This window comes from Methylophilus medardicus (assembly GCF_006363955.1).
GTDB classification, from domain to species: domain Bacteria; phylum Pseudomonadota; class Gammaproteobacteria; order Burkholderiales; family Methylophilaceae; genus Methylophilus; species Methylophilus medardensis.
This window is the reverse complement of record NZ_CP040948.1, coordinates 901,489-920,089: the sequence shown is the minus strand read 5'-3', so window position 1 is coordinate 920,089 and position 18,601 is coordinate 901,489. Positions and strand designations below refer to the sequence as shown.

At 49.1% G+C, this 18,601-nt stretch carries 15 protein-coding genes; 3 read left to right on the top strand and 12 right to left on the bottom strand.

Annotation, left to right across the window (positions count from 1 at the left end; all coding sequences use genetic code 11):
* Position 1: 1 nt before the first annotated feature.
* From lpxD to rpsB, 11 genes are all read right to left on the bottom strand, one after another.
* Positions 2 to 1,060, bottom strand: coding sequence for a UDP-3-O-(3-hydroxymyristoyl)glucosamine N-acyltransferase (gene lpxD, locus FIT99_RS04560; RefSeq protein ID WP_140003207.1), 1,059 nt, complete (start codon positions 1,058 to 1,060; stop codon positions 2 to 4).
* Positions 1,061 to 1,105: 45 nt separating this feature from the next.
* Positions 1,106 to 1,603: an OmpH family outer membrane protein gene (locus tag FIT99_RS04555; RefSeq protein ID WP_189524783.1), complete on the bottom strand. Its 498-nt coding sequence runs from the start codon at positions 1,601 to 1,603 to the stop codon at positions 1,106 to 1,108.
* Between the two features lie 52 nt (positions 1,604 to 1,655).
* A complete protein-coding gene (gene bamA, locus FIT99_RS04550) occupies positions 1,656 to 3,926 on the bottom strand; it encodes an outer membrane protein assembly factor BamA (RefSeq protein ID WP_140004643.1) in 2,271 nt (756 codons plus the stop codon).
* A gap of 62 nt (positions 3,927 to 3,988) precedes the next feature.
* On the bottom strand, positions 3,989 to 5,356 hold the full coding sequence (gene rseP / locus FIT99_RS04545) for an RIP metalloprotease RseP (RefSeq protein ID WP_140003205.1): 1,368 nt from the start codon (positions 5,354 to 5,356) through the stop codon (positions 3,989 to 3,991).
* On the bottom strand, positions 5,353 to 6,561 hold the full coding sequence (gene ispC, locus FIT99_RS04540) for a 1-deoxy-D-xylulose-5-phosphate reductoisomerase (protein ID WP_140003204.1): 1,209 nt from the start codon (positions 6,559 to 6,561) through the stop codon (positions 5,353 to 5,355). The genes rseP and ispC overlap by 4 nt, the downstream gene beginning before the upstream one ends.
* A gap of 9 nt (positions 6,562 to 6,570) precedes the next feature.
* Complete coding sequence (locus FIT99_RS04535; protein WP_140003203.1) at positions 6,571 to 7,398, bottom strand: phosphatidate cytidylyltransferase; 828 nt, start codon at positions 7,396 to 7,398, stop codon at positions 6,571 to 6,573.
* Between the two features lie 7 nt (positions 7,399 to 7,405).
* On the bottom strand, positions 7,406 to 8,167 hold the full coding sequence (uppS, locus tag FIT99_RS04530; protein WP_140003202.1) for a polyprenyl diphosphate synthase: 762 nt from the start codon (positions 8,165 to 8,167) through the stop codon (positions 7,406 to 7,408).
* A gap of 27 nt (positions 8,168 to 8,194) precedes the next feature.
* Complete coding sequence (gene frr, locus FIT99_RS04525; protein WP_396652219.1) at positions 8,195 to 8,758, bottom strand: ribosome recycling factor; 564 nt, start codon at positions 8,756 to 8,758, stop codon at positions 8,195 to 8,197.
* Between the two features lie 22 nt (positions 8,759 to 8,780).
* Positions 8,781 to 9,497 carry a UMP kinase gene (gene pyrH / locus FIT99_RS04520; RefSeq protein WP_140003200.1) on the bottom strand — a complete coding sequence of 239 codons (717 nt, stop codon included), beginning with the start codon at positions 9,495 to 9,497 and terminating at the stop codon, positions 8,781 to 8,783.
* Positions 9,498 to 9,632: 135 nt separating this feature from the next.
* The gene (gene tsf / locus FIT99_RS04515) at positions 9,633 to 10,508 is read right to left on the bottom strand and encodes a translation elongation factor Ts (protein WP_140003199.1); all 876 of its coding nucleotides are present in this window, start codon (positions 10,506 to 10,508) and stop codon (positions 9,633 to 9,635) included.
* Positions 10,509 to 10,639: 131 nt separating this feature from the next.
* Positions 10,640 to 11,386 (bottom strand): 30S ribosomal protein S2, encoded by a 747-nt coding sequence (gene rpsB, locus FIT99_RS04510; protein ID WP_140003198.1) that lies wholly within the window; start codon positions 11,384 to 11,386, stop codon positions 10,640 to 10,642.
* Between the two features lie 360 nt (positions 11,387 to 11,746).
* Here rpsB and dhaL point away from each other — a divergent pair, with 360 nt between their 5' ends.
* The 3 genes from dhaL to FIT99_RS04490 all read left to right on the top strand — a co-directional run bounded on the left by dhaL (position 11,747) and on the right by FIT99_RS04490 (position 15,754).
* Positions 11,747 to 12,400, top strand: a complete 654-nt coding sequence (dhaL, locus tag FIT99_RS04500; RefSeq protein WP_140003197.1) for a dihydroxyacetone kinase subunit DhaL — start codon at positions 11,747 to 11,749, stop codon at positions 12,398 to 12,400.
* A 45-nt stretch (positions 12,401 to 12,445) separates the two neighbouring features.
* Positions 12,446 to 13,444, top strand: a complete 999-nt coding sequence (gene dhaK, locus FIT99_RS04495; protein WP_140003196.1) for a dihydroxyacetone kinase subunit DhaK — start codon at positions 12,446 to 12,448, stop codon at positions 13,442 to 13,444.
* A gap of 345 nt (positions 13,445 to 13,789) precedes the next feature.
* Positions 13,790 to 15,754, top strand: coding sequence for a diguanylate cyclase (locus FIT99_RS04490; RefSeq protein ID WP_140003195.1), 1,965 nt, complete (start codon positions 13,790 to 13,792; stop codon positions 15,752 to 15,754).
* Here FIT99_RS04490 and glnE read toward each other — a convergent pair.
* Positions 15,751 to 18,477 carry a bifunctional [glutamate--ammonia ligase]-adenylyl-L-tyrosine phosphorylase/[glutamate--ammonia-ligase] adenylyltransferase gene (glnE, locus tag FIT99_RS04485; RefSeq protein WP_140003194.1) on the bottom strand — a complete coding sequence of 909 codons (2,727 nt, stop codon included), beginning with the start codon at positions 18,475 to 18,477 and terminating at the stop codon, positions 15,751 to 15,753. The two genes, FIT99_RS04490 and glnE, sit on opposite strands and share 4 nt — an antisense overlap.
* Between the last annotated feature and the right edge of the window lie 124 nt (positions 18,478 to 18,601).

Here is an 18,601-nt window from a genome sequence, read left to right as displayed (position 1 = left end):
CTCAATCTTCCGAATGTTTTTGTATGTTGCTTATTGCTTGCTCAAGCTGCTTGAGCTTAAGAGCATATTGTTCTAAATGACGGATATTGGCCGCTGTTCGCAGCCAATCCTCGTGTTTCTGAAACGGCATGAGTGCGGTGTAGGTCCCGGCTTGCTGAATCGAGCGCATAATCATGGAACCGGGTGAGATGGTGACGCCATCAACGATATTTAAATGCCCCAAAATCATGGCTGCACCGCCGATTTTGCAATGTGCACCAATGACAGCACTTCCCGCAATCCCCACGCAACCCGCAATGACCGTGTGTGCGCCAATACGAACATTATGGGCGACCTGTATCAAATTGTCCAACTTCACACCGTCTGCAATCACGGTATCATCGAGCGCACCACGATCTATGGTGGTATTCGCACCAATATCCACGTCATTCCCAATCACAACCCGGCCAATTTGCGGTATTTTAACCCATCGACCCTGCTCTTCTGCATATCCAAAGCCGTCATTACCGACAACACACCCTGAAAACAGATGGCAGTGCTGACCGATGATGGTGCCATGCTTAACCACCACCCGCGGCTCCAGTACGGTGTTGGCGCCGATGCTGACATCGTCTTCAACCACACAACCCGCCCCAATGCGCACGCCTTCCCCAAGTGACACGCGATCACCAATGGTGGCTAAGGCATCAATGGTAATCTTCGCAGCAAAGGCACCAGCGATACCGATGACAGCAGAGGGATGAATGTGATCCACATAGACGCGCGAGGGATTCATCATTGCCGATAGTTTGGCAAAATAGGCATAGGGATTGTCAGTCAATATGCAGGGCAGTGTCGTCAGTGCTCGATGCTCTGGTCGCAAAATCACGGCAGCCGCTTGCGTTGCAACTAACGATTGCGTGTATTTAGTATCATTAAAAAAAGCAATCGCATCATTTTTCGCTTGGGTTAAAGAGGCCATGCGACTGACTTTAACTGTTGCGGCCTGAGTAGGCTCGCTAAGCGCCAATTGCCCACCCAGAGACGCAACAATCTCTTGTAATGTGAAGTGTTGCGCCATATGAAGTACTGCCCTTGAGAGTTACTTGAAGATGAGAATCACTGGTTATTTTTTACCCAGCAACTTTAAGACTTTATCGGTAATATCGATCCGCTTACTTGCAAAGGCAACGCCACTGTAAACCACCAGATCATAGCCTTCGCTTTCGGAGACGGTTTGGACCGCTTTGTTAATGCGCTCTTGCAATAACGCCAGCTCTTCATTCTTGCGCAAATTGATATCTTCGCGCAATTCACGTTGCTTGCTCTGAAACTCAAGGCGCAAATTATTCAACTGCCGTTCTTTTTGACGACGGTCTGCCTCGGCAATATTCGCACGGTCGTGATCCAATTGCGATTCAAGGTCACGAATTTGTTTTTGCAGTTTTTCTAGCTCTAGCGAACGCGGGCTAAATTCCTTTTCGAGCTTTTTGCCAGTCTCAGCGGTTTGCGGCGCTTCTTGGAGTAGCTTGTCGACCTGGACGTAACCTACTTTAAAGTCAGCCGCACTCAGGTGGCTAAAACTTAACAAAAGGCCGAGTAACCCTACTAAAAAACTTCTCATACGATCGCTCCCTTCCATGCACAACCGTTCAGCATTAATTGTGGTTGATACATTAGAATTGTTGCCCGAACTGGAATTGCAACACTTGCGTGTCATCATAATTTTTGTCGTTGAGCGGTTTAGCCAACACCAGCTTCAATGGACCAAACGGCGATACCCAAGTCACGCCCACACCGGTGGAGAATCTTAGATATTCAGAGTTAATCGAATCATTTTCTCCGTATACACCGCCGCCATCCACAAATGCACTTAAGCGGAACTGATTGGATTGCGACACAAAAGGCACCGGCATAAATAATTCAACGTTACCGACGAAGCGTTTGGTGCCACCGACAGCGAAATCAGCGCCTGAACTTGGGTTAATGTCACGTGGCCCAAGCGATGAGTTCAGGAAACCACGTACACTGTTCACACCACCGGCATAAAAGTTTTTAAAGAATGGATATTTTTTTCCACCATAGCTGTCTGCGTATCCCGCCTCACCGTTGAGCATCAGCGTGAAGTCTTTGCCTAAATCTTTGTACCAGCTATGTTGATAACTAATCTTGTAATATTGCAAATCCAAGCCTGGTAATGAAAGGTCACCAGACAGGCGCTGTAATACCCCACGACGCGGGAACAGGATGTTGTCACGCGAGTCGTAGGTCCAGCCTAAGTTAGTCACAATCGAGTTACTGCTACAACCACTGTTATTACCGCAAAAACGCAAGTATTGAATAGGACTGCTGCTCGATAATTCGACATCAGTAAAATCAAGTGTCACGCCGGCACTGATAAAATCCATTTCGGACATCGGCATGCCGAAACGCATCCCCACGCCATAAGACTGGCTATTGTAACTACCTACGTTGAGTGTCGTGCTATTGCGGCGACTGGTGTCAACATCTCGGCGGTAGATGTCAAAACCACGACTGATCCCATCAGGCGTGAAATAAGGATCTGTGTATGACAGAGAATAGACGGTATTGAAGCTGCTGGTATTGACCTGCAATGCGACACGATTACCGGTACCCAAGAAGTTAGGCTGGTTCACGTTAAACCCCAGCACGACACCATCACTACTCGATAAACCGGCACCAAACTGCACGCTACCAGTGGCTTTTTCTGCCACGGTGACGTTCATGTCCACCTGATCGTTGATGCCCGGTACAGACGGTGTTTCTAATTCGACGGAGTCAAAGAAGTTGAGGCGCTGAATACGCTCTTTAGAGCGTTTGATTTTATCGCCGGCATACCAAGCAGATTCAAGTTGGCGCATTTCACGGCGCACAACGGCGTCGCGTGTGCGCGTGTTGCCTTGTACATTGATACGTCGCACATACACTTTACGACCCGGATCAACAAAGAAAGTAAAAGCAACGGTGTGTTCCAGCTTGTTTATTTCTGGCACGGCATTGACATTGGCAAACGCATAGCCCTCTTCACCCAGCTTTTCGTTCATATTTTTGCTGGCGTCAGTCACCTTCTGGCGGCTAAACACTTCGCCATCTTGAATATTAATCAACTTGCGCAAGTCTTCCTCAGGCAACAATAGGTCGCCGGCAAGCTTAGTTTTGCTAATGTTGTATTTCTCACCCTCTGTCAGGTTGACGGTAATGTACACATCACGCTTGTCTGGTGAGATAGAAACTTGTGTGGAATCAATGGAAAACTCCAGATAGCCTTGGTTCATATAAAATGAGCGCAAGGCCTCGAGGTCGGCGGTCAGCTTTTGCTTTGAATACTGATCATCCTTATTCCACCAACTCATCCAGTTGGGCGTGGTCAGCAAAAAATTGGCGCGCAGATCTTCTGTCTTAAACAAATGGTTGCCAACAATGTTGATATCACGGATTTTAGCCGCAGGCCCTTCTGTGATTTCAAAACGAATCGCAACACGGTTGCGCTCCAACGGGCTGGCAGTGGCTTTGACTTCTGCACTATACTTGCCTTGGGAGAGGTATTGACGCTTGATTTCTTGCTCGGCTCTGTCTAATTGGGATTTATCAAAAATCTGTCCCTCTGCAATGCCAATCTGTTTCAAGCCATCTTTAATTTTATCGGTCTGGAAGGATTTATTACCGCTGAAGTCAATCTGGGTGACAGAAGGACGTTCTTGCACGGTCACGACCAACACATCTCCTTCATTTTCAATGCGAACATCCTTGAAAAAGCCCGTGGCATAGAGCGACTTGATCGCCTGCGCAGCTTTTTCGTCACTCATGACGTCACCTACCTGCATCGGCAGATAGTTAAACACGGTCCCTGGTTCGGTCCGCTGCAAGCCTTCAACACGGATATCGGTGATGACAAAAGGTTCTGCGGCATACGCGTTGAGGTGCATGGCACCCGCCAACAAAAACAACCACCATTTAGAACTTGATTTTATTCTCATTAACTATGCTTTCAACCTATCAGGTAACGATTAATGTCATTAAAAAAAGCAATGAACATCAATGCCCCCAATAACCCTAACCCCAGACGCTGCCCAATGGCCAGCACCTTGTCGGGTAGTGGTTCTCCTCGAATCAATTCCGCCATATGATACAACAAATGACCGCCATCCAATACTGGAATCGGCAGCAGATTCATGACTGCAATACTGATGCTGAGCAAGGCGATGAAGCCAATGTAAGGCTTGAGTCCCATTCCGGCTGACTCCCCTGCTGCGTCCGCAATACTCACTGGTCCGCTAATCGCTTTTAGTGAGGCTTCACCTGTGACCATTTTCCACAGCATCTTCAAGGTGAAGGTAATGGTTTCTTGCATTTTGACCAAGGCGCGCACAGCCGCTTGCGAGGCCGTGTAATGACGGACCACTTGGTAAGGTGTTAAATCAACTGCGTCCATATTGACGGCTGCCCCCAGGCGACCGACCTTTTGCCCGGCCTGTTGTATAGCTTCTGGCACTATTTTGGCTTGTATCAGCCGTTCACCGCGTTGATACGCTATTTTTAAAGGTTGCGCCGGACTCGCGCGCACCAGTTTCACAAATTGCTGCCAGTCAGCAATCGGCTTTTGGTTCACTTGCACAATACGATCGCCTGCCTGCAAGCCGCTTTGCGCAGCGACTGAACCCGCCATCACCTCACCAATCACCGCCGGCACGACAGGCATCAATACAGACAAGCCGGTTTTCTGCATGACGTCACCATCCGGCTCACCAGCCAACTGATTCAGCGGCAACACATGCTGATGCACCTCACCTTGCGGCGTTTTGGTGACCACAGACACTGCTTGATGACTGACCCATTTTTCGAGTAATTGCCATTGGGCGTCCTGCCAAGTCCCCACTGACTTGCCATCCAACATAATGATTAAATCCCCCTGGCGGAGCTTGGCCATGGACGCCAGCGAGCCCTGCTCTATGGGGCCGATGTATGGCTTAAGGCCCACTTCACCTTGCGCGATCAAACCCCAGTAGCACACAAATGCCAGCAATAAATTTGCTAAGGGTCCAGCAAAGACGATCCACATCTTTGCCGCTATGGATTGGTGATCAAAGGCATGAATCCAAACTTTGTCAGATGCTGAAGTCTGTGGGCCATCCGTTTCCCGGCTATCAAGCATTTTGACGTAACCGCCTAATGGAATCCAAGACAATACCCATTCGGTGGCTTGCACGTTTGCTTGATACTTGAAGATGGGTTTACCAAAACCAATAGAGAATTTGAGGACGCGCACACCGCAGCTACGGGCAGCCAGATAATGGCCAAACTCATGGATGGTGACCAGTACCCCAATCGCGACAATAAATGCCCAGACCGAGGTCATGCGCTGACAGCCTTGCGTAAAGGCGTAGTAGGTAAGTTGGAAATAAGTTGTGTCAGCAATGCGCGCGCTTGCGCGTCGACAGTGAGTAATTGTTCAATCGATTGCACGGGGGCCGCCACGATGTGCTGCAACGCCTCTTCTAGTAAGCGTGGAATATCCAGATATCGGATCTGATCATTTAAAAATGCCGCCACAGCCACTTCGTTGGCAGCATTCAAAATGGCTGGGGCTGTTCCCCCTGCCGCGAGTGCATCATACGCTAACCTTAAACAAGGAAAACGCACAGTGTCTGGGGCTTCAAACTCGAGTTTAGCGATGTCGAGCAAGCTGAGCGGTTTGACGCCAGAAGTGATGCGCTCAGGGTATGCCAAGCCATACGCAATCGGTGTGCGCATGTCAGGATTACCTAACTGCGCCAAAATACTGCCATCCACATATGAAACCATCGAGTGAATCACACTCTGCGGATGCACAACGACCTCTATTTGCTCGGGGCGGGCATTGAATAACCAATGCGCTTCAATCACCTCTAGGCCTTTATTCATTAAGGTGGATGAGTCAATGGTGATTTTTGCGCCCATCACCCAGTTGGGATGTTTTAGTGCCAACGCGGGGGTGACGTCTTGCAACTGTGCATGGGTGTAGCCGCGAAAGGGTCCACCAGAGGCCGTTAAAATAATCTGGTTCACACCCACGTCGCTTAAATCGTTGTAAGCGTGCTTGGGCATCACCTGAAAAATAGCATTGTGTTCACTATCAATGGGCAGCAAAGTGGCTTGGCCTTGTTTCACCGCATCCATGAACAATTGGCCTGCCATCACCAGCGTTTCTTTATTGGCTAACAAGATTTTCTTGCCTGCCTTCGCAGCAGCTAATGCAGGTAACAAACCCGCAGCCCCCACGATTGCAGCCATCACCACAGCGACCTCAGGATGCGCGGCGACTTCTGTCAGGCCATCCACACCAGCAAGCACCTCGACATTGAGCTGCTCAGCCTGCATGCGCGCGCGTAACAACTGCGCTGCGTCTTCATCTTGCATCACTGCATAACGCGGTTGATATTGCGCACACTGCTGCAACATCGCATTCACATTATGATGCGCTGTCAGCGCGAACACGCCATAACGGCCAGGATGTTGTGAAATCACATCCAGTGTTTGCTGGCCGATGGTGCCGGTGCTGCCGAGTATGGTGACGTATTGCAAATTAACCTCTTAAAACGAATAAACCTGTTGCCAGTAATGAAACCAAAACAACAAGCACATACCGATGGGTAATGCTGGAATAACGCCATCTACACGATCTAGCAGGCCACCGTGTCCGGGTAAAAACTGGCCACTGTCTTTTAAATTTGCCCGCCGCTTAAAAAATGATTCGAACAAGTCCCCATAAATCCCAGCAATCGTCACCGCCCATAAGCCCGGCAATACCCACCATGTGGCAATCGTTCCGCTCATTTTTAAGGCAACGGCATACAAAGCGACCGCGAGCAAGGCACCCGCCACGCCTTCCCAAGTCTTGCCCGGGCTGATTGCAGGCGCCAATTTATGGCGACCGAATTGCTTGCCCGCAAAGTAAGCAGCACTATCCGCCAGCCAAATGGTCGAGATAATCACCAGCAACACAAAAGGGTTCACTTCTTTAGCGGTAACCAAGGCCAGCCACAAAGACAGCATCAAGCCCCAACCAATAAAAAGATTCAATACTTTATGTTTGAAAAAGGTGTTTAAATAAAGCGCAACTGGCACCATGAAAAGCCAAAAGAGGGTGACCACGGCAAACACTTTCAGGGCAACATAAAAAAACCAGTGAAACCCAAATTGCTGTAACAACCCCAATAAGCCAGCCCCTGTCACAGCCGACACGATGAGATAATTGCGGGTTTGCGTGTCATTCAATTGCAAAAAACCTGCCCATTCACGCAAGCATACCAGCGTCAACGCCAGCATCACCGCAGCCCAGGCCATTAGCGGTAAATAAAACAATGCCGGCAAAAACAAGCCAAGCAACACAATGGCAGTGATAATTCTGGTTTTTAACATAGTGTACTTAAGAGGTGCCGCTATCGGTGCTTAACTGCTCGCTGGTGCGGCCAAAGCGTCTTTCGCGTTGCTGATAGGAGGTCAATGCCGCCTCAAATGCTGCATCGTCAAAGTCAGGCCATAAGGTAGGCGTAAAATACAGCTCAGTATAAGCTAATTGCCATAGCAAAAAGTTGCTAATACGGGTTTCGCCACCGGTGCGGATAAACAAATCCGGTTCAGGCGCATACGGCATAGATAAATACGGCGTCAAATCGGATTCAGTCACCTCGGTGACGGCGCCTTTATCTTTTAACAATTGGTTGAAGGCATGTACCACATCCCAACGACCACCATAATTCACTGCAATGGTAAGGGTCAAACCAGTATTGCCCGCCGTTTGTTGCTCGGCTTCAAGCATTTTTTGCTGCAGGGTGGGATTAAATGAACTGCGGTCGCCAATCAGTTTTAATATCACATTGGCTTCATGCAGCTTTCTGACTTCACGGTCCAGCGCCTCCAGAAAAAGGCTCATTAAAAAAGTCACTTCTTCTGGGGGGCGTCGCCAATTTTCACTGCTAAAGGCAAACAGGGTCAAATATTGGATATCAAGCCTGACACAGGCTTTCACCAGCGCACGCACAGATTCCAGTCCACGTTGGTGGCCGGCGACACGGGGTAAAAAACGCTTTTTTGCCCAACGGCCATTGCCATCCATAATCACTGCCACATGTTGCGGCAGATCCTGAATAGGTGGAACTTGCTTTGTAGAACTGGAAAATAAACCCAAATCGATCCCTGATTCCCTCGATAGCGGTTAAACCGCCATCAAATCTATTTCTTTTTGCTGCAAAATTTTATCGACTTCGGCCACAGCCTTATCGGTCATTTTCTGTACTTCCTCTTGTGCACGGCGCTCATCATCTTCAGAAATCGCCTTGTCTTTGATGAGTTTTTTCAAGGCATCGTTGGCATCGCGGCGAACGTTGCGGATCGCCACTTTTGCACCTTCGCCCTCTGTGCGCACGATCTTAGTCAAATCACGGCGACGCTCCTCGGTCAGCATCGGCATCGGCACACGCACCAAATCACCGTTGGTCGCAGGGTTTAAACCAAGATCACAATCACGAATGGCTTTTTCAACCTTCGAGATCATATTTTTTTCATAAGGCTGCACATTCAAAGTACGCGCATCGCCCAAGTTAATATTCGCGACCTGACTCACTGCGACCATCGAGCCGTAATACTCAACCATCACATGATCCAACAAGCCAGTGTGCGCACGGCCTGTGCGAATTTTGGCTAAATCAGTTTTTAACGCTTCCAGCGATCTGTGCATTTTCTGCTCAGCAGATTTTTTAATGTCTTCAACCATCGTCATCTCCAATGTTTCTAGTGCAGGCCTAGGCCATCACACGCGTGCCTTCGTTCTCACCCAAGATCACACGCTTCAACGCACCTTCTTTAAATATACTAAACACCGCAATCGGCATTTTCTGGTCACGGCACAGCGTAAAGGCTGTCGCATCCATGACTTTTAAATTCTTGTTGATCGCTTCGTCATAAGAAACCATATCATAGCGCGTCGCGGTCGGGTCCTTTTTCGGATCTGCGGTATAAATACCATCAACTTTGGTGGCTTTTAGTACAATCTCTGCATCAATTTCAACACCGCGTAATGCAGCGGCAGTATCGGTTGTAAAAAACGGATTGCCCGTGCCAGCACCAAAAATGACCACTTTGCCTTCTTCGAGATAGCGTATTGCTTTGCCGCGAATATAAGGTTCAGCCACGGCTTCAATATTGAGCGCACTCTGCACCCTCGCTGCCACGCCCGCATGCTTCATCGCATCTTGCAATGCCATGGCATTCATGACAGTGGCTAACATGCCCATATAATCCGCCGTTGCCCTGTCCATGCCTTCGGCGGCAGGTGCCACGCCACGAAATATGTTTCCACCACCAATCACAATACCAACTTGCACGCCCATGTTAACGATCTCTTTGACTTGCGCCACGATCGCCGTCACCGTTTCACGATTAATGCCATAAGCATCGTCGCCCATCAGCGCCTCACCAGATAACTTGAGTAATATGCGCTTGAAAACAGGTTGTGCCATGATTATTTTCCCAAACTCAAAATGTGCCTATTTAATCACAAAACGTGCTTTCTTTGGCGCATTCAGCCTGATTCAGGCATAAAAAAAGTGGAATCCGAAGATTCCACTTTTTGAGAGTACCCGCAAAAAAGCCGATTAAACTTTTGCTGCAGCAGCGACTTCAGCAGCGTAATCAACCACTGCCTTCTCAATGCCTTCACCCACTACATACATGCTGAAAGAAGCAACGCTTGCGCCTTTTGATTTCAGCAGTTGCTCGATGCTCAGTTTGTCGTCTTTTACAAAAGCTTGACTCAACAAAGTCACTTCTTTCAAAAACTTCTGTACGGTACCTTCTGCGATTTTTTCCAACATCGCTTCTGGCTTGCCAGCTTCTTTGGCTTTTTCAATTGCCACACGACGCTCAGCTTCAATCAAAGCTGCATCCACTCCGCTCGCATCCAATGATTTTGGTTTTGCTGCCGCAATGTGCATGGCAATGTCTTTACCCAAGGCTTCGTCGCCACCAACTAAGTCCAGCAACACGCCAATTCTGCTACCGTGCACATAACTAAACAACTGCCCTTGTGCAGCCGTGCGTACAAAACGACGTGGTGTGATGTTTTCACCAATTTTACCCACCAATTGTGCGCGCACTGCTTCGGCCGTTTCGCCACGCAATGGCAAAGCACCCACCGCCTCGATATCCGCTGGGTTATTTTCGTTCACAGTTTGTGCCAAGTCGCTTACAAATTTAAGAAACTCTTCATTTTTCGCGCAGAAGTCTGTTTCTGAGTTCACTTCAATCAGTGTGCCCAATTTGCCATCTGCAGAAATGCTAATGCCGACTGTACCTTCGGCTGCAACGCGGCCGGCAGCTTTGCTTGCTTTGTTACCGAAACGGACACGCAGAATTTCTTCTGCACGGGCCATATCGCCCTCTGCTTCGGTCAATGCTTTTTTACAGTCCATCATCGGGGCATCGGTGCGCTCACGTAGATCCTTCACCATGCTTGCGGTAATTTCAGCCATTTTTTGCTCCTTTTGTGCGACAACTAACGCAGTCGTCGTAGATATTTTCAGTATACAAAGGCTGTATGACAGCCAGATGCTAAATACAATAGAAAAAGGGGCGATGCGCCCCCTTTTCTAGCCCGCGAGAATTACTCGGCAACAGCCTCAGCTGCTGGCGCAGTTTCTTCCTGAGCCGCTTTTACGATTTCAGAAATCGCGTTTGCACGACCTTCCAGTACAGCATCAGCCATACCACGTGCATACAAACGGATAGCGCGTGAGGAGTCATCGTTACCAGGAATCACGTAAGTGATGCCATCTGGAGAGTTATTCGTATCTACGATACCAATCACTGGAATACCTAATTTACGCGCTTCAGTAATCGCGCCGCTTTCATGACCAACGTCGATCACAAAAATCGCATCAGGCAAACCGCCCATTTCTTGGATACCACCGATAGAGCGCTCCAACTTTTCGATTTCACGCTTGATGCCCAACGCTTCTTTTTTACCAAATTTTTCGATGGTGCCATCGAGCATCATCGCTTCGAAGTCATTCAGGCGTTTGATAGATTGTTTTACAGTTTTGAAGTTAGTCAGCATACCACCCAACCAACGGTGATTGACGTATGCACAACCTGCGCGCTGCGCTTCTTCTTTCACGATGTCACGGGCTTGACGCTTAGTGCCCACGAACAAAATACGGCCCTTGTTTGCCGCCAATGTGCGCACGTACTTTTGTGCTTCTTCGAACAGAGGCAGGGTTTTTTCAAGGTTTACAATATGGATTTTGTTACGGTCACCGAAGATGAACTCTGCCATTTTCGGGTTCCAGTAACGAGTTTGGTGGCCAAAGTGAACACCAGCCTCCAACATTTGACGCATAGTCACTGACATGATTTAGTCTTTCAATTCAAAGGGTTATTCATAAAAATGCCATCAAAAACACCCCTTAGGGCACCCAATGTGATGGCAATTAAGTTAATTGACAAAAAAGTCAATCCAAAATTATAGCGCTTTAATCAATTACTTTCAAGCACTTAAGGCTTTGAAGTGTAGCGGGTGTCCCCGTCAGGACTCGAACCTGAAACTAGCCCTTAGGAGGGGCTGGTGATATCCTGTTTCACCACGAGGACAGCGGCGCTATTTTAAACGCAACCTGCAAAAACGCCTACTCTGCTGGCATAAAATCAGGCTTACCTACCGATTCGCCATGTAAATACTCAGTATCATCACGTTTTTTTAAAGGCCTTCAACATGATCAATAGTGAACAATTAACGCATTACGTATTCGCTGTTCGCACTGCCATTCTCGCCAACGAAGCGGATATCGAATGCCTAGATCGTGACATTGGCGACGGGGATCACTATATCAATATGAAGCGCGGCTGCGAGGCTATTGCAGGTCTCGGCGAAACCTTAACCAAACTCCCGCTGGTGGATGCATTAAATAGCATCGGCATGAAATTATTAAGCACCATTGGGGGGGCATCTGGGCCGCTGTTTGCGAGTTTTTTCATCGGGATGAGCAAGACACTGAAAGTGAATGCCCCCGATTCAGCAATGCACATTGCCGCTGCATTTGACGCAGGCGTACAAGCGATCATGCAGCGCGGCAAAGCGCAAGCTGGCGAAAAAACCATGCTGGATGTGCTGATCCCGGTGGCTGAACAGTTTAATAGTCTAGCGGCACAAGGCAAATCTACACAGGAGATCGCTGTGATACTCAAGCAAGTCGCGAGCGAGGGCCTAGAATCTACGCGCAGCATGTTAGCCACTAAAGGGCGCGCATCTGGCCTGGGTGAGCGCGTGATTGGCCACTTGGATGCGGGCGCAAAAAGCTGCCAAGTCATGATCCACGCCGTATGCGATCAAGTACTGAACGACCCATCCAACCAGCCCTCTCCCTAAACACTACTCTTTTAAGTTTAAGCACCATCTATTTCGGAGTGACTCATGAAAAAATTTTTGAATCATGTTGACCACATGCTCACAGAGAGTTTGTCTGGCTTTGCGGCGGCACATCATGACTTGGTCGAGCTGCAGCTTGAACCCACATTCATCGCGCGCAAGCATAAAGCACAAAACAAGGTCGCATTGATTTCTGGAGGCGGGTCAGGCCATGAGCCTCTACATGCAGGCTATGTTGGCAAAGGAATGCTAGATGCAGCCTGTCCCGGCCAAGTCTTCACCTCCCCTACTCCAGACCAGATGTTGGCGGCAGCAGAAGCCGTCCATGCCGGCCAAGGCGTCCTATTCATTGTGAAAAATTATGCCGGTGATGTGATGAATTTTGAAATGGCCGCTGAAATGCTGCCGTTCGCCCATGCCACAGTGCTCACTGCAGATGATTGCGCCGTTGTAAATAGCACCTACACCACTGGCCGTCGGGGGGTTGCAGGGACCGTGATTGTTGAAAAATGCGTCGGTAGTCTGGCCGAGTCTGGGGCAGACCTCGCCAGTTGCAAAGCGCTAGGCGACAAGATTAATCAACGCACTTCCAGTATCGGGGTGGCTTTAACCAGCTGCACAGTCCCCGCGGCTGGGCGACCCACGTTTGATATCAGTGATAGCGAAATTGAAATGGGCGTTGGCATTCATGGCGAGCCCGGCAGACGACGTGAGCCGATCCGTGACGCTGATGCGATCATTGCCGACATGGTCGCCGCCATTGTGCATGACTTTGCTGCCAAACAATTACCCACCCAAGGCAACATCTTACTGCTGGTGAACGGCTTGGGTGCCACCCCTCTCATGGAGTTGTATCTTATCTACAACACCGCCGCCAAGTTGCTGACAGCCCAAGGCTTTCAAATCACCCGCAGCTTGGTAGGGAATTACACCACAGCCATTGATATGGCGGGGGCATCACTGACAGTCTGCTTGCTGGATGATGAGATCCAACAACACTGGGACAGTCCTGTGCATACAGTCGGCTTACGCTGGGGCTGCTAACACCATCACGCCTGCTAAAAACAGCGGGCGCTTCCTCTTGATAAGACCAGTCGATATTGCCGAAAAACGTCAATGGCTAGTGCTTTTCAACAAAATCAGCACACTCCTGCGCATTTTATAACCCGAGCTACATTTAGCTCCACGCAACCATTGCTTCTAGGCAAGCGCAAGAGTAAGGTACGCCAAAAGCAGCCTTGGAATCCTTATCAGAGGCTGATTTATACAAAAATTAACCATATAAATATAAGGTCAGAACGACGTACGTGATCCTCAACACTCTCCGATACCCTGACTGCGTTGGATGCCACCACGCGCTGCACTCGCCAATCACCAACCGCTTTCAACATGCATTTTTCATTTAAAAATCACAAGCAGTCACTGACCTTAGATGTGATGTTGCAAATGGCCGCCAGGGTAAGCATTGTCATCGTTGTAGTCAGTGCCCTCACCTACTGGCATATCTATGAGACGCTGGTGAGCGCCACCATTGATGGCCTTGAACACTACATTCAAGAGCGCGGCCAACGCGAGAGCGCCATTTTTAAGTTAGCTGAATCGAATCATCAAATCTTCAGGGCACGCTTTCTTGCGCACTGGCAGCGCGACTTTTTTTACAACGACCCCTATTTTTGGCAAGTGTTTGAACAAAGGCCCGACCAGACAATCCACCTACAAAAAAAAGCCTACGATGGCTATTACAACCTGTCTGGCTTGATCAGTCAGGATGTAACGGCCTATATCGGCAACCGCGCGCCGATACAAGACCGCACCTTCAGGAAAAAACTGCTACTCGCCTACACCATGGTCGACCATTTCGGCGCAGCTTGGACGCAACAGTTTGCCAATCTGTACGTCTCCATGCCTGAGAACGTCAATATTGTGTATTGGCCTGGGGTGCGATGGGCGGACAACGCGACCAGTAAACTCAATGTACTGAGTGAAGAGTGGGTATATATCACCACACCGCAAAATAATCCGGAGCGCAAAAGCGTATGGACGGGTCTTTACTACGACCCCACCGCACTGGATTGGATGGTCTCTCTGGAAACCCCCATCGATATCACACCAACCAATACCCTGAATATTGGCCATGATATTTTGCTTAACGACCTGTTTGACCGGGTGTTCAATGACCATTTGTCAGGCACATACAACTTCATCTTCAGGGAAGATGGAAGGTTGATTGCGCATCCCACCAAAATTAAAGAGATGGACAACACGCGGGGCATGTTGATGATCTCTCAACTCAAAGACCAACAACTCATGCAGTACTTTCACACCTTGCATGCCAAGATTCAAAAAAAACAAACGAATTACTTTATCGAGGAGTCAGAAGATGCGTTTTTGGCCACTAGCAAAATCGAGGGCCCCGGCTGGTGGTTTGTCACGGTCTACCCCAAATCACTCCTTTCATCGCCCTCGCTCAAAGCCGCCAAGTTCATTTTACTGCTGAGTGTTTTGGCATTGGTGATTGAGCTCATCATGCTCTATCTGGTCATGGTAAAAAAAGTGGTCAAGCCGCTAGAGCGTTTTATGGAGGCCTCCAGCGCCATTGAGGGCCGGCATTATGACAAGATTCCTGACAGTGTATTGCCGTTGCCTGACCATCTAGATAATGAAATCGGCAAGCTAGCCAAACTCTTCAAAAGTATGGCGGGTAGCCTGTTGAAATTTCGGGATGACATGCACAGTTTGAATCAATCGCTCGAAGATCAGGTAAAGGTCAGGACCCGTGAACTACAACGGGCTAAAGAGAAAGCCGAAAAAGAAGCGACCATAGACAGCCTGACACAGGTTCCGAATCGCCATTCTTTTTATAACCGCGCCAAAGCCATCTTAAAACAAGCAGATCATTTAGGTGAGCCACTGTGTTTTTTAATGCTGGATATCGATTTTTTTAAACATATTAACGACACCTATGGCCACCCCCAAGGGGATCGGGTGTTGATTGCGTGCGCTAGAACCATCGAAAAAACCATTCGAGAAAAAGATCTGCTCGGCAGACTTGGTGGCGAAGAGTTTGCGGTGTTGCTGCCAAACACCAAAATAGATGAAGCGCGCGTGATCGCCGAACGCATTCGCATCAGCATTGCTGAGCTATCTTTTCATACGCCAGCACTCACGCAAAGCTATCACACCACCGTGAGCATTGGGATTGCATACGCCTCGGAGAACATGTATGCCTATGAATTGCTTTATAAACATGCAGATCTGGCGCTGTATTTAGCCAAACAATCCGGGCGCAATCTGGTGGTCTGTGACACAGACCGGTTGAGTGCGCGCAAGCGCTTGCCTGAGGATGATATCTAAACAGGCTCAGCAAACAGCGCATGCCATAACTGCGTGACTGCTAGTCGCTCTGCTTGCAGTTCATCCTCTGGCACCACCGCCTCCGTCCCTTGCAATTTCGCATGATGAATCAAGGTGCGGTAAGCCCGATAGGCATCCGCCACCTGCGTCGCCAGCACGCTGGAGGCAATCAATCCTAACTGGGCGCAGCGTTGCAATAAGGCAATATTACCGACATTCTCAGTCAAGCTAGCATGCTGGGCGGCATGCGCGAGCACCAAATACTGCACAATAAACTCAACATCAATAATGCCGCCTAGCCCCTGCTTGACCTCAAACTGGTGGGCTTTGGGTTTATGGGCCTCGCGCATTTTTTCGCGCATCTGCGTAATGTCGCGCTTCAACGTTGCCGCTGGCCGCGGCTGAGAGATGATTTGATGACGAATTTTTTCAAACGCCAGCCCGATCGCAGTATCACCTGCCACGAACCGCGCACGTGTAATGGCTTGATGCTCCCAGACCCAGGCTTTTTGCGCTTGATAGGCGGCGAATGCTTGCACCGTGCTCACCAGCAAACCGCTGTTGCCATCGGGACGTAGTTGCAAATCAGTTTCGTAAAGCAATCCGGCATTGGTCAAGGTGTTAAACCAAGTATTCAACCGCTGCGCAAATCGGGCGTAAATATCTTGCGCGGTCTCTGCCGCATCGTCATAGAGAAAAATGATATCTAAATCAGACAGATACCCTAGCTCTTTCCCGCCCAGTTTGCCATAGCCAATCACACTAAAGAGTGGCAAATCACGATGTTTGAACGACACGTTTTGCCACACCGTTTGCACACTCACTTGTAGAATCACCTCTGCCAACGCACTCAAATCATCTGAGATCGACTCCAGTGGTAACGCTGTCATTAAGTCTTGTGCCGCAATTTTAAGCACATTGGCATGCTTAAAATGGCGCATCGCATCCATCTGTGCCTCAACGTCACCTGCCAGTTGCTGCATGTGATGCGTGAGTTCAGCTTTTAACTGAGCTGCATCTAGGCGCTTGAACAAGGTTTGTTTGTTAAGCAGCTCGTCTAGCAGAACAGGATGCGCAGAGACGTATTGCGCAATCCACGGGCTGGCCGCACACAGTTTGACGACCAGCGCCAATGCATCAGGAAACTCTGCCAGCAAAGCCAAATAGCTGGCACGACGACAAATACTCTCTAATAAATCAAGTGTTCGAATCAGGGCCGTATCTGGCGTGGTCGATTGTTGCTGCGCAGCTTCACGCAGTAGTAAAGGCATCAGTTGATCCAAACGACGACGGCTTTGCTCAGGCAATTGCTGGATTTTTTGACTGTTGCGGGTTTGCTGCAATATGTGCCTGAGATCACTGGCGCGGGTGTAGCCTTGTTGTTGCAGCCATTGTTCGGCCTCCGCAGAGGCGAGTGTGCCCTGCCACAGTGCAGTTTCTTGCTGCAAATCATGCGTTTGTTCGTCTTTGAAAGTGTCGTCAAAAAAGCGCTGCACTAGGTCGCGATGATTATTGAGTTCAGCCATGAAACTGTCCCAATCTGCATGCCCGAGCATTTGCAGCAAATAGGCACGGTAAGTCTCTGAATCAGGCAAATCCTGCGTCTGCTGGTCATCAATGTACATCAATCGGTGTTCGAGGTTACGCAGATAGACATAACTGACTTTTAAAGCCTCTACTTCCGGGCGAGGCAACATGCCGCGTGCGACCAAGCAATCCAGTACCGCCAGCGTGGGCTTGATCTGCAAGTCAGGGACTTGCCCGCCTCGGATCAACTGGAATACCTGCGCAATAAACTCTACTTCGCGGATACCGCCACGGCCAAGTTTAATGTTATTGGTTAAGCGACGCTGCACCACATCACGTTGAATCTGTATTTTGAGATCTCGCATGGAGGCGTAGGCATTAAAGTCTAGATATTTACGAAACACAAACGGCTTCATCAACTTGCTTAAGGCGGCACCCGGCCCATGCACCGCGCGCCCTTTGATCCACGCATAGCGCTCCCACTCGCGACCATAATTCTGGTAATAGTCTTCAAGCGCATCCAGATTACAGACCAAAGCCCCTTCTGAGCCGAAGGGTCGCAAGCGCATGTCCACCCTAAACACAAAACCGTCAGCGGTGACGTCGTCTAGCGCAGCAATGACTTTTTTTCCCAAACGGGTGAAAAAATCCTGGTTGCTGATAGACTTTTCGCCATCGGTCGCACCCTCGTGCTCATAGGCAAAAATGAGGTCAATATCAGAAGACACATTGAGTTCGCGTCCGCCCAATTTGCCCATTCCCACCACAATCAATTGTTGCGCCTGCCCACTGGCATCTCGCGGAGCGCCATAGGTTTCGGCTAAGCGTGGGTGATAAAAATCAACGGCAGCCGAGATCGCGGACTCTGCCAGCGCACTGGTGGTCTCAACCACCTCAGCAAAATCGGCCAAACCATTGAGGTCACGGACAATCATGTGCGCCATCAAGCGTTGCCGGATCAACCTGATTTGTTGCAAAAAAGCAGGTTCTTCAAGATTTTTTGCACATAGAAACAGAGCGTTAACATCTTCAGTCTTATATGTCTTATATAAGTTATCTAACAAATCAGATATAAAATCTGTGTGTTTTGTAACGAATCTAGCAAAAAATGGGCTACAGGCTGCGGCATGCAGCAAATAGGCGCGCTCTGTAGACGGGACCTGCTTTTCTGTTAGAATTTGGGCAAGGTATTGCATGGGTTTTTCGCTCTTGTGATGCGTTGCGTGCTCGGAGAGTTTATCAATTTAGAACCAGAATAATAATACCTGAGGTTCGCTCACCATCTTGTTTTGCACTTTACATTTTTAGCATTGTTTTTTG

What these genes read in the sequence shown, in the direction of transcription:
- lpxD (WP_140003207.1), bottom strand. Translation starts at nt 1,060, where the DNA reads ATGGCGCAACACTTCACATTACAAGAGATTGTTGCGTCTCTGGGTGGG.
- FIT99_RS04555 (WP_189524783.1), bottom strand. Translation starts at nt 1,603, where the DNA reads ATGAGAAGTTTTTTAGTAGGGTTACTCGGCCTTTTGTTAAGTTTTAGC.
- bamA (WP_140004643.1), bottom strand. Translation starts at nt 3,926, where the DNA reads ATGCACCTCAACGCGTATGCCGCAGAACCTTTTGTCATCACCGATATC.
- rseP (WP_140003205.1), bottom strand. Translation starts at nt 5,356, where the DNA reads ATGACCTCGGTCTGGGCATTTATTGTCGCGATTGGGGTACTGGTCACC.
- FIT99_RS04535 (WP_140003203.1), bottom strand. Translation starts at nt 7,398, where the DNA reads ATGTTAAAAACCAGAATTATCACTGCCATTGTGTTGCTTGGCTTGTTT.
- frr (WP_396652219.1), bottom strand. Translation starts at nt 8,758, where the DNA reads ATGACGATGGTTGAAGACATTAAAAAATCTGCTGAGCAGAAAATGCAC.
- pyrH (WP_140003200.1), bottom strand. Translation starts at nt 9,497, where the DNA reads ATGGCACAACCTGTTTTCAAGCGCATATTACTCAAGTTATCTGGTGAG.
- tsf (WP_140003199.1), bottom strand. Translation starts at nt 10,508, where the DNA reads ATGGCTGAAATTACCGCAAGCATGGTGAAGGATCTACGTGAGCGCACC.
- rpsB (WP_140003198.1), bottom strand. Translation starts at nt 11,386, where the DNA reads ATGTCAGTGACTATGCGTCAAATGTTGGAGGCTGGTGTTCACTTTGGC.
- dhaL (WP_140003197.1), top strand. Translation starts at nt 11,747, where the DNA reads ATGATCAATAGTGAACAATTAACGCATTACGTATTCGCTGTTCGCACT.
- dhaK (WP_140003196.1), top strand. Translation starts at nt 12,446, where the DNA reads ATGAAAAAATTTTTGAATCATGTTGACCACATGCTCACAGAGAGTTTG.
- FIT99_RS04490 (WP_140003195.1), top strand. Translation starts at nt 13,790, where the DNA reads ATGCATTTTTCATTTAAAAATCACAAGCAGTCACTGACCTTAGATGTG.
- glnE (WP_140003194.1), bottom strand. Translation starts at nt 18,477, where the DNA reads ATGCAATACCTTGCCCAAATTCTAACAGAAAAGCAGGTCCCGTCTACA.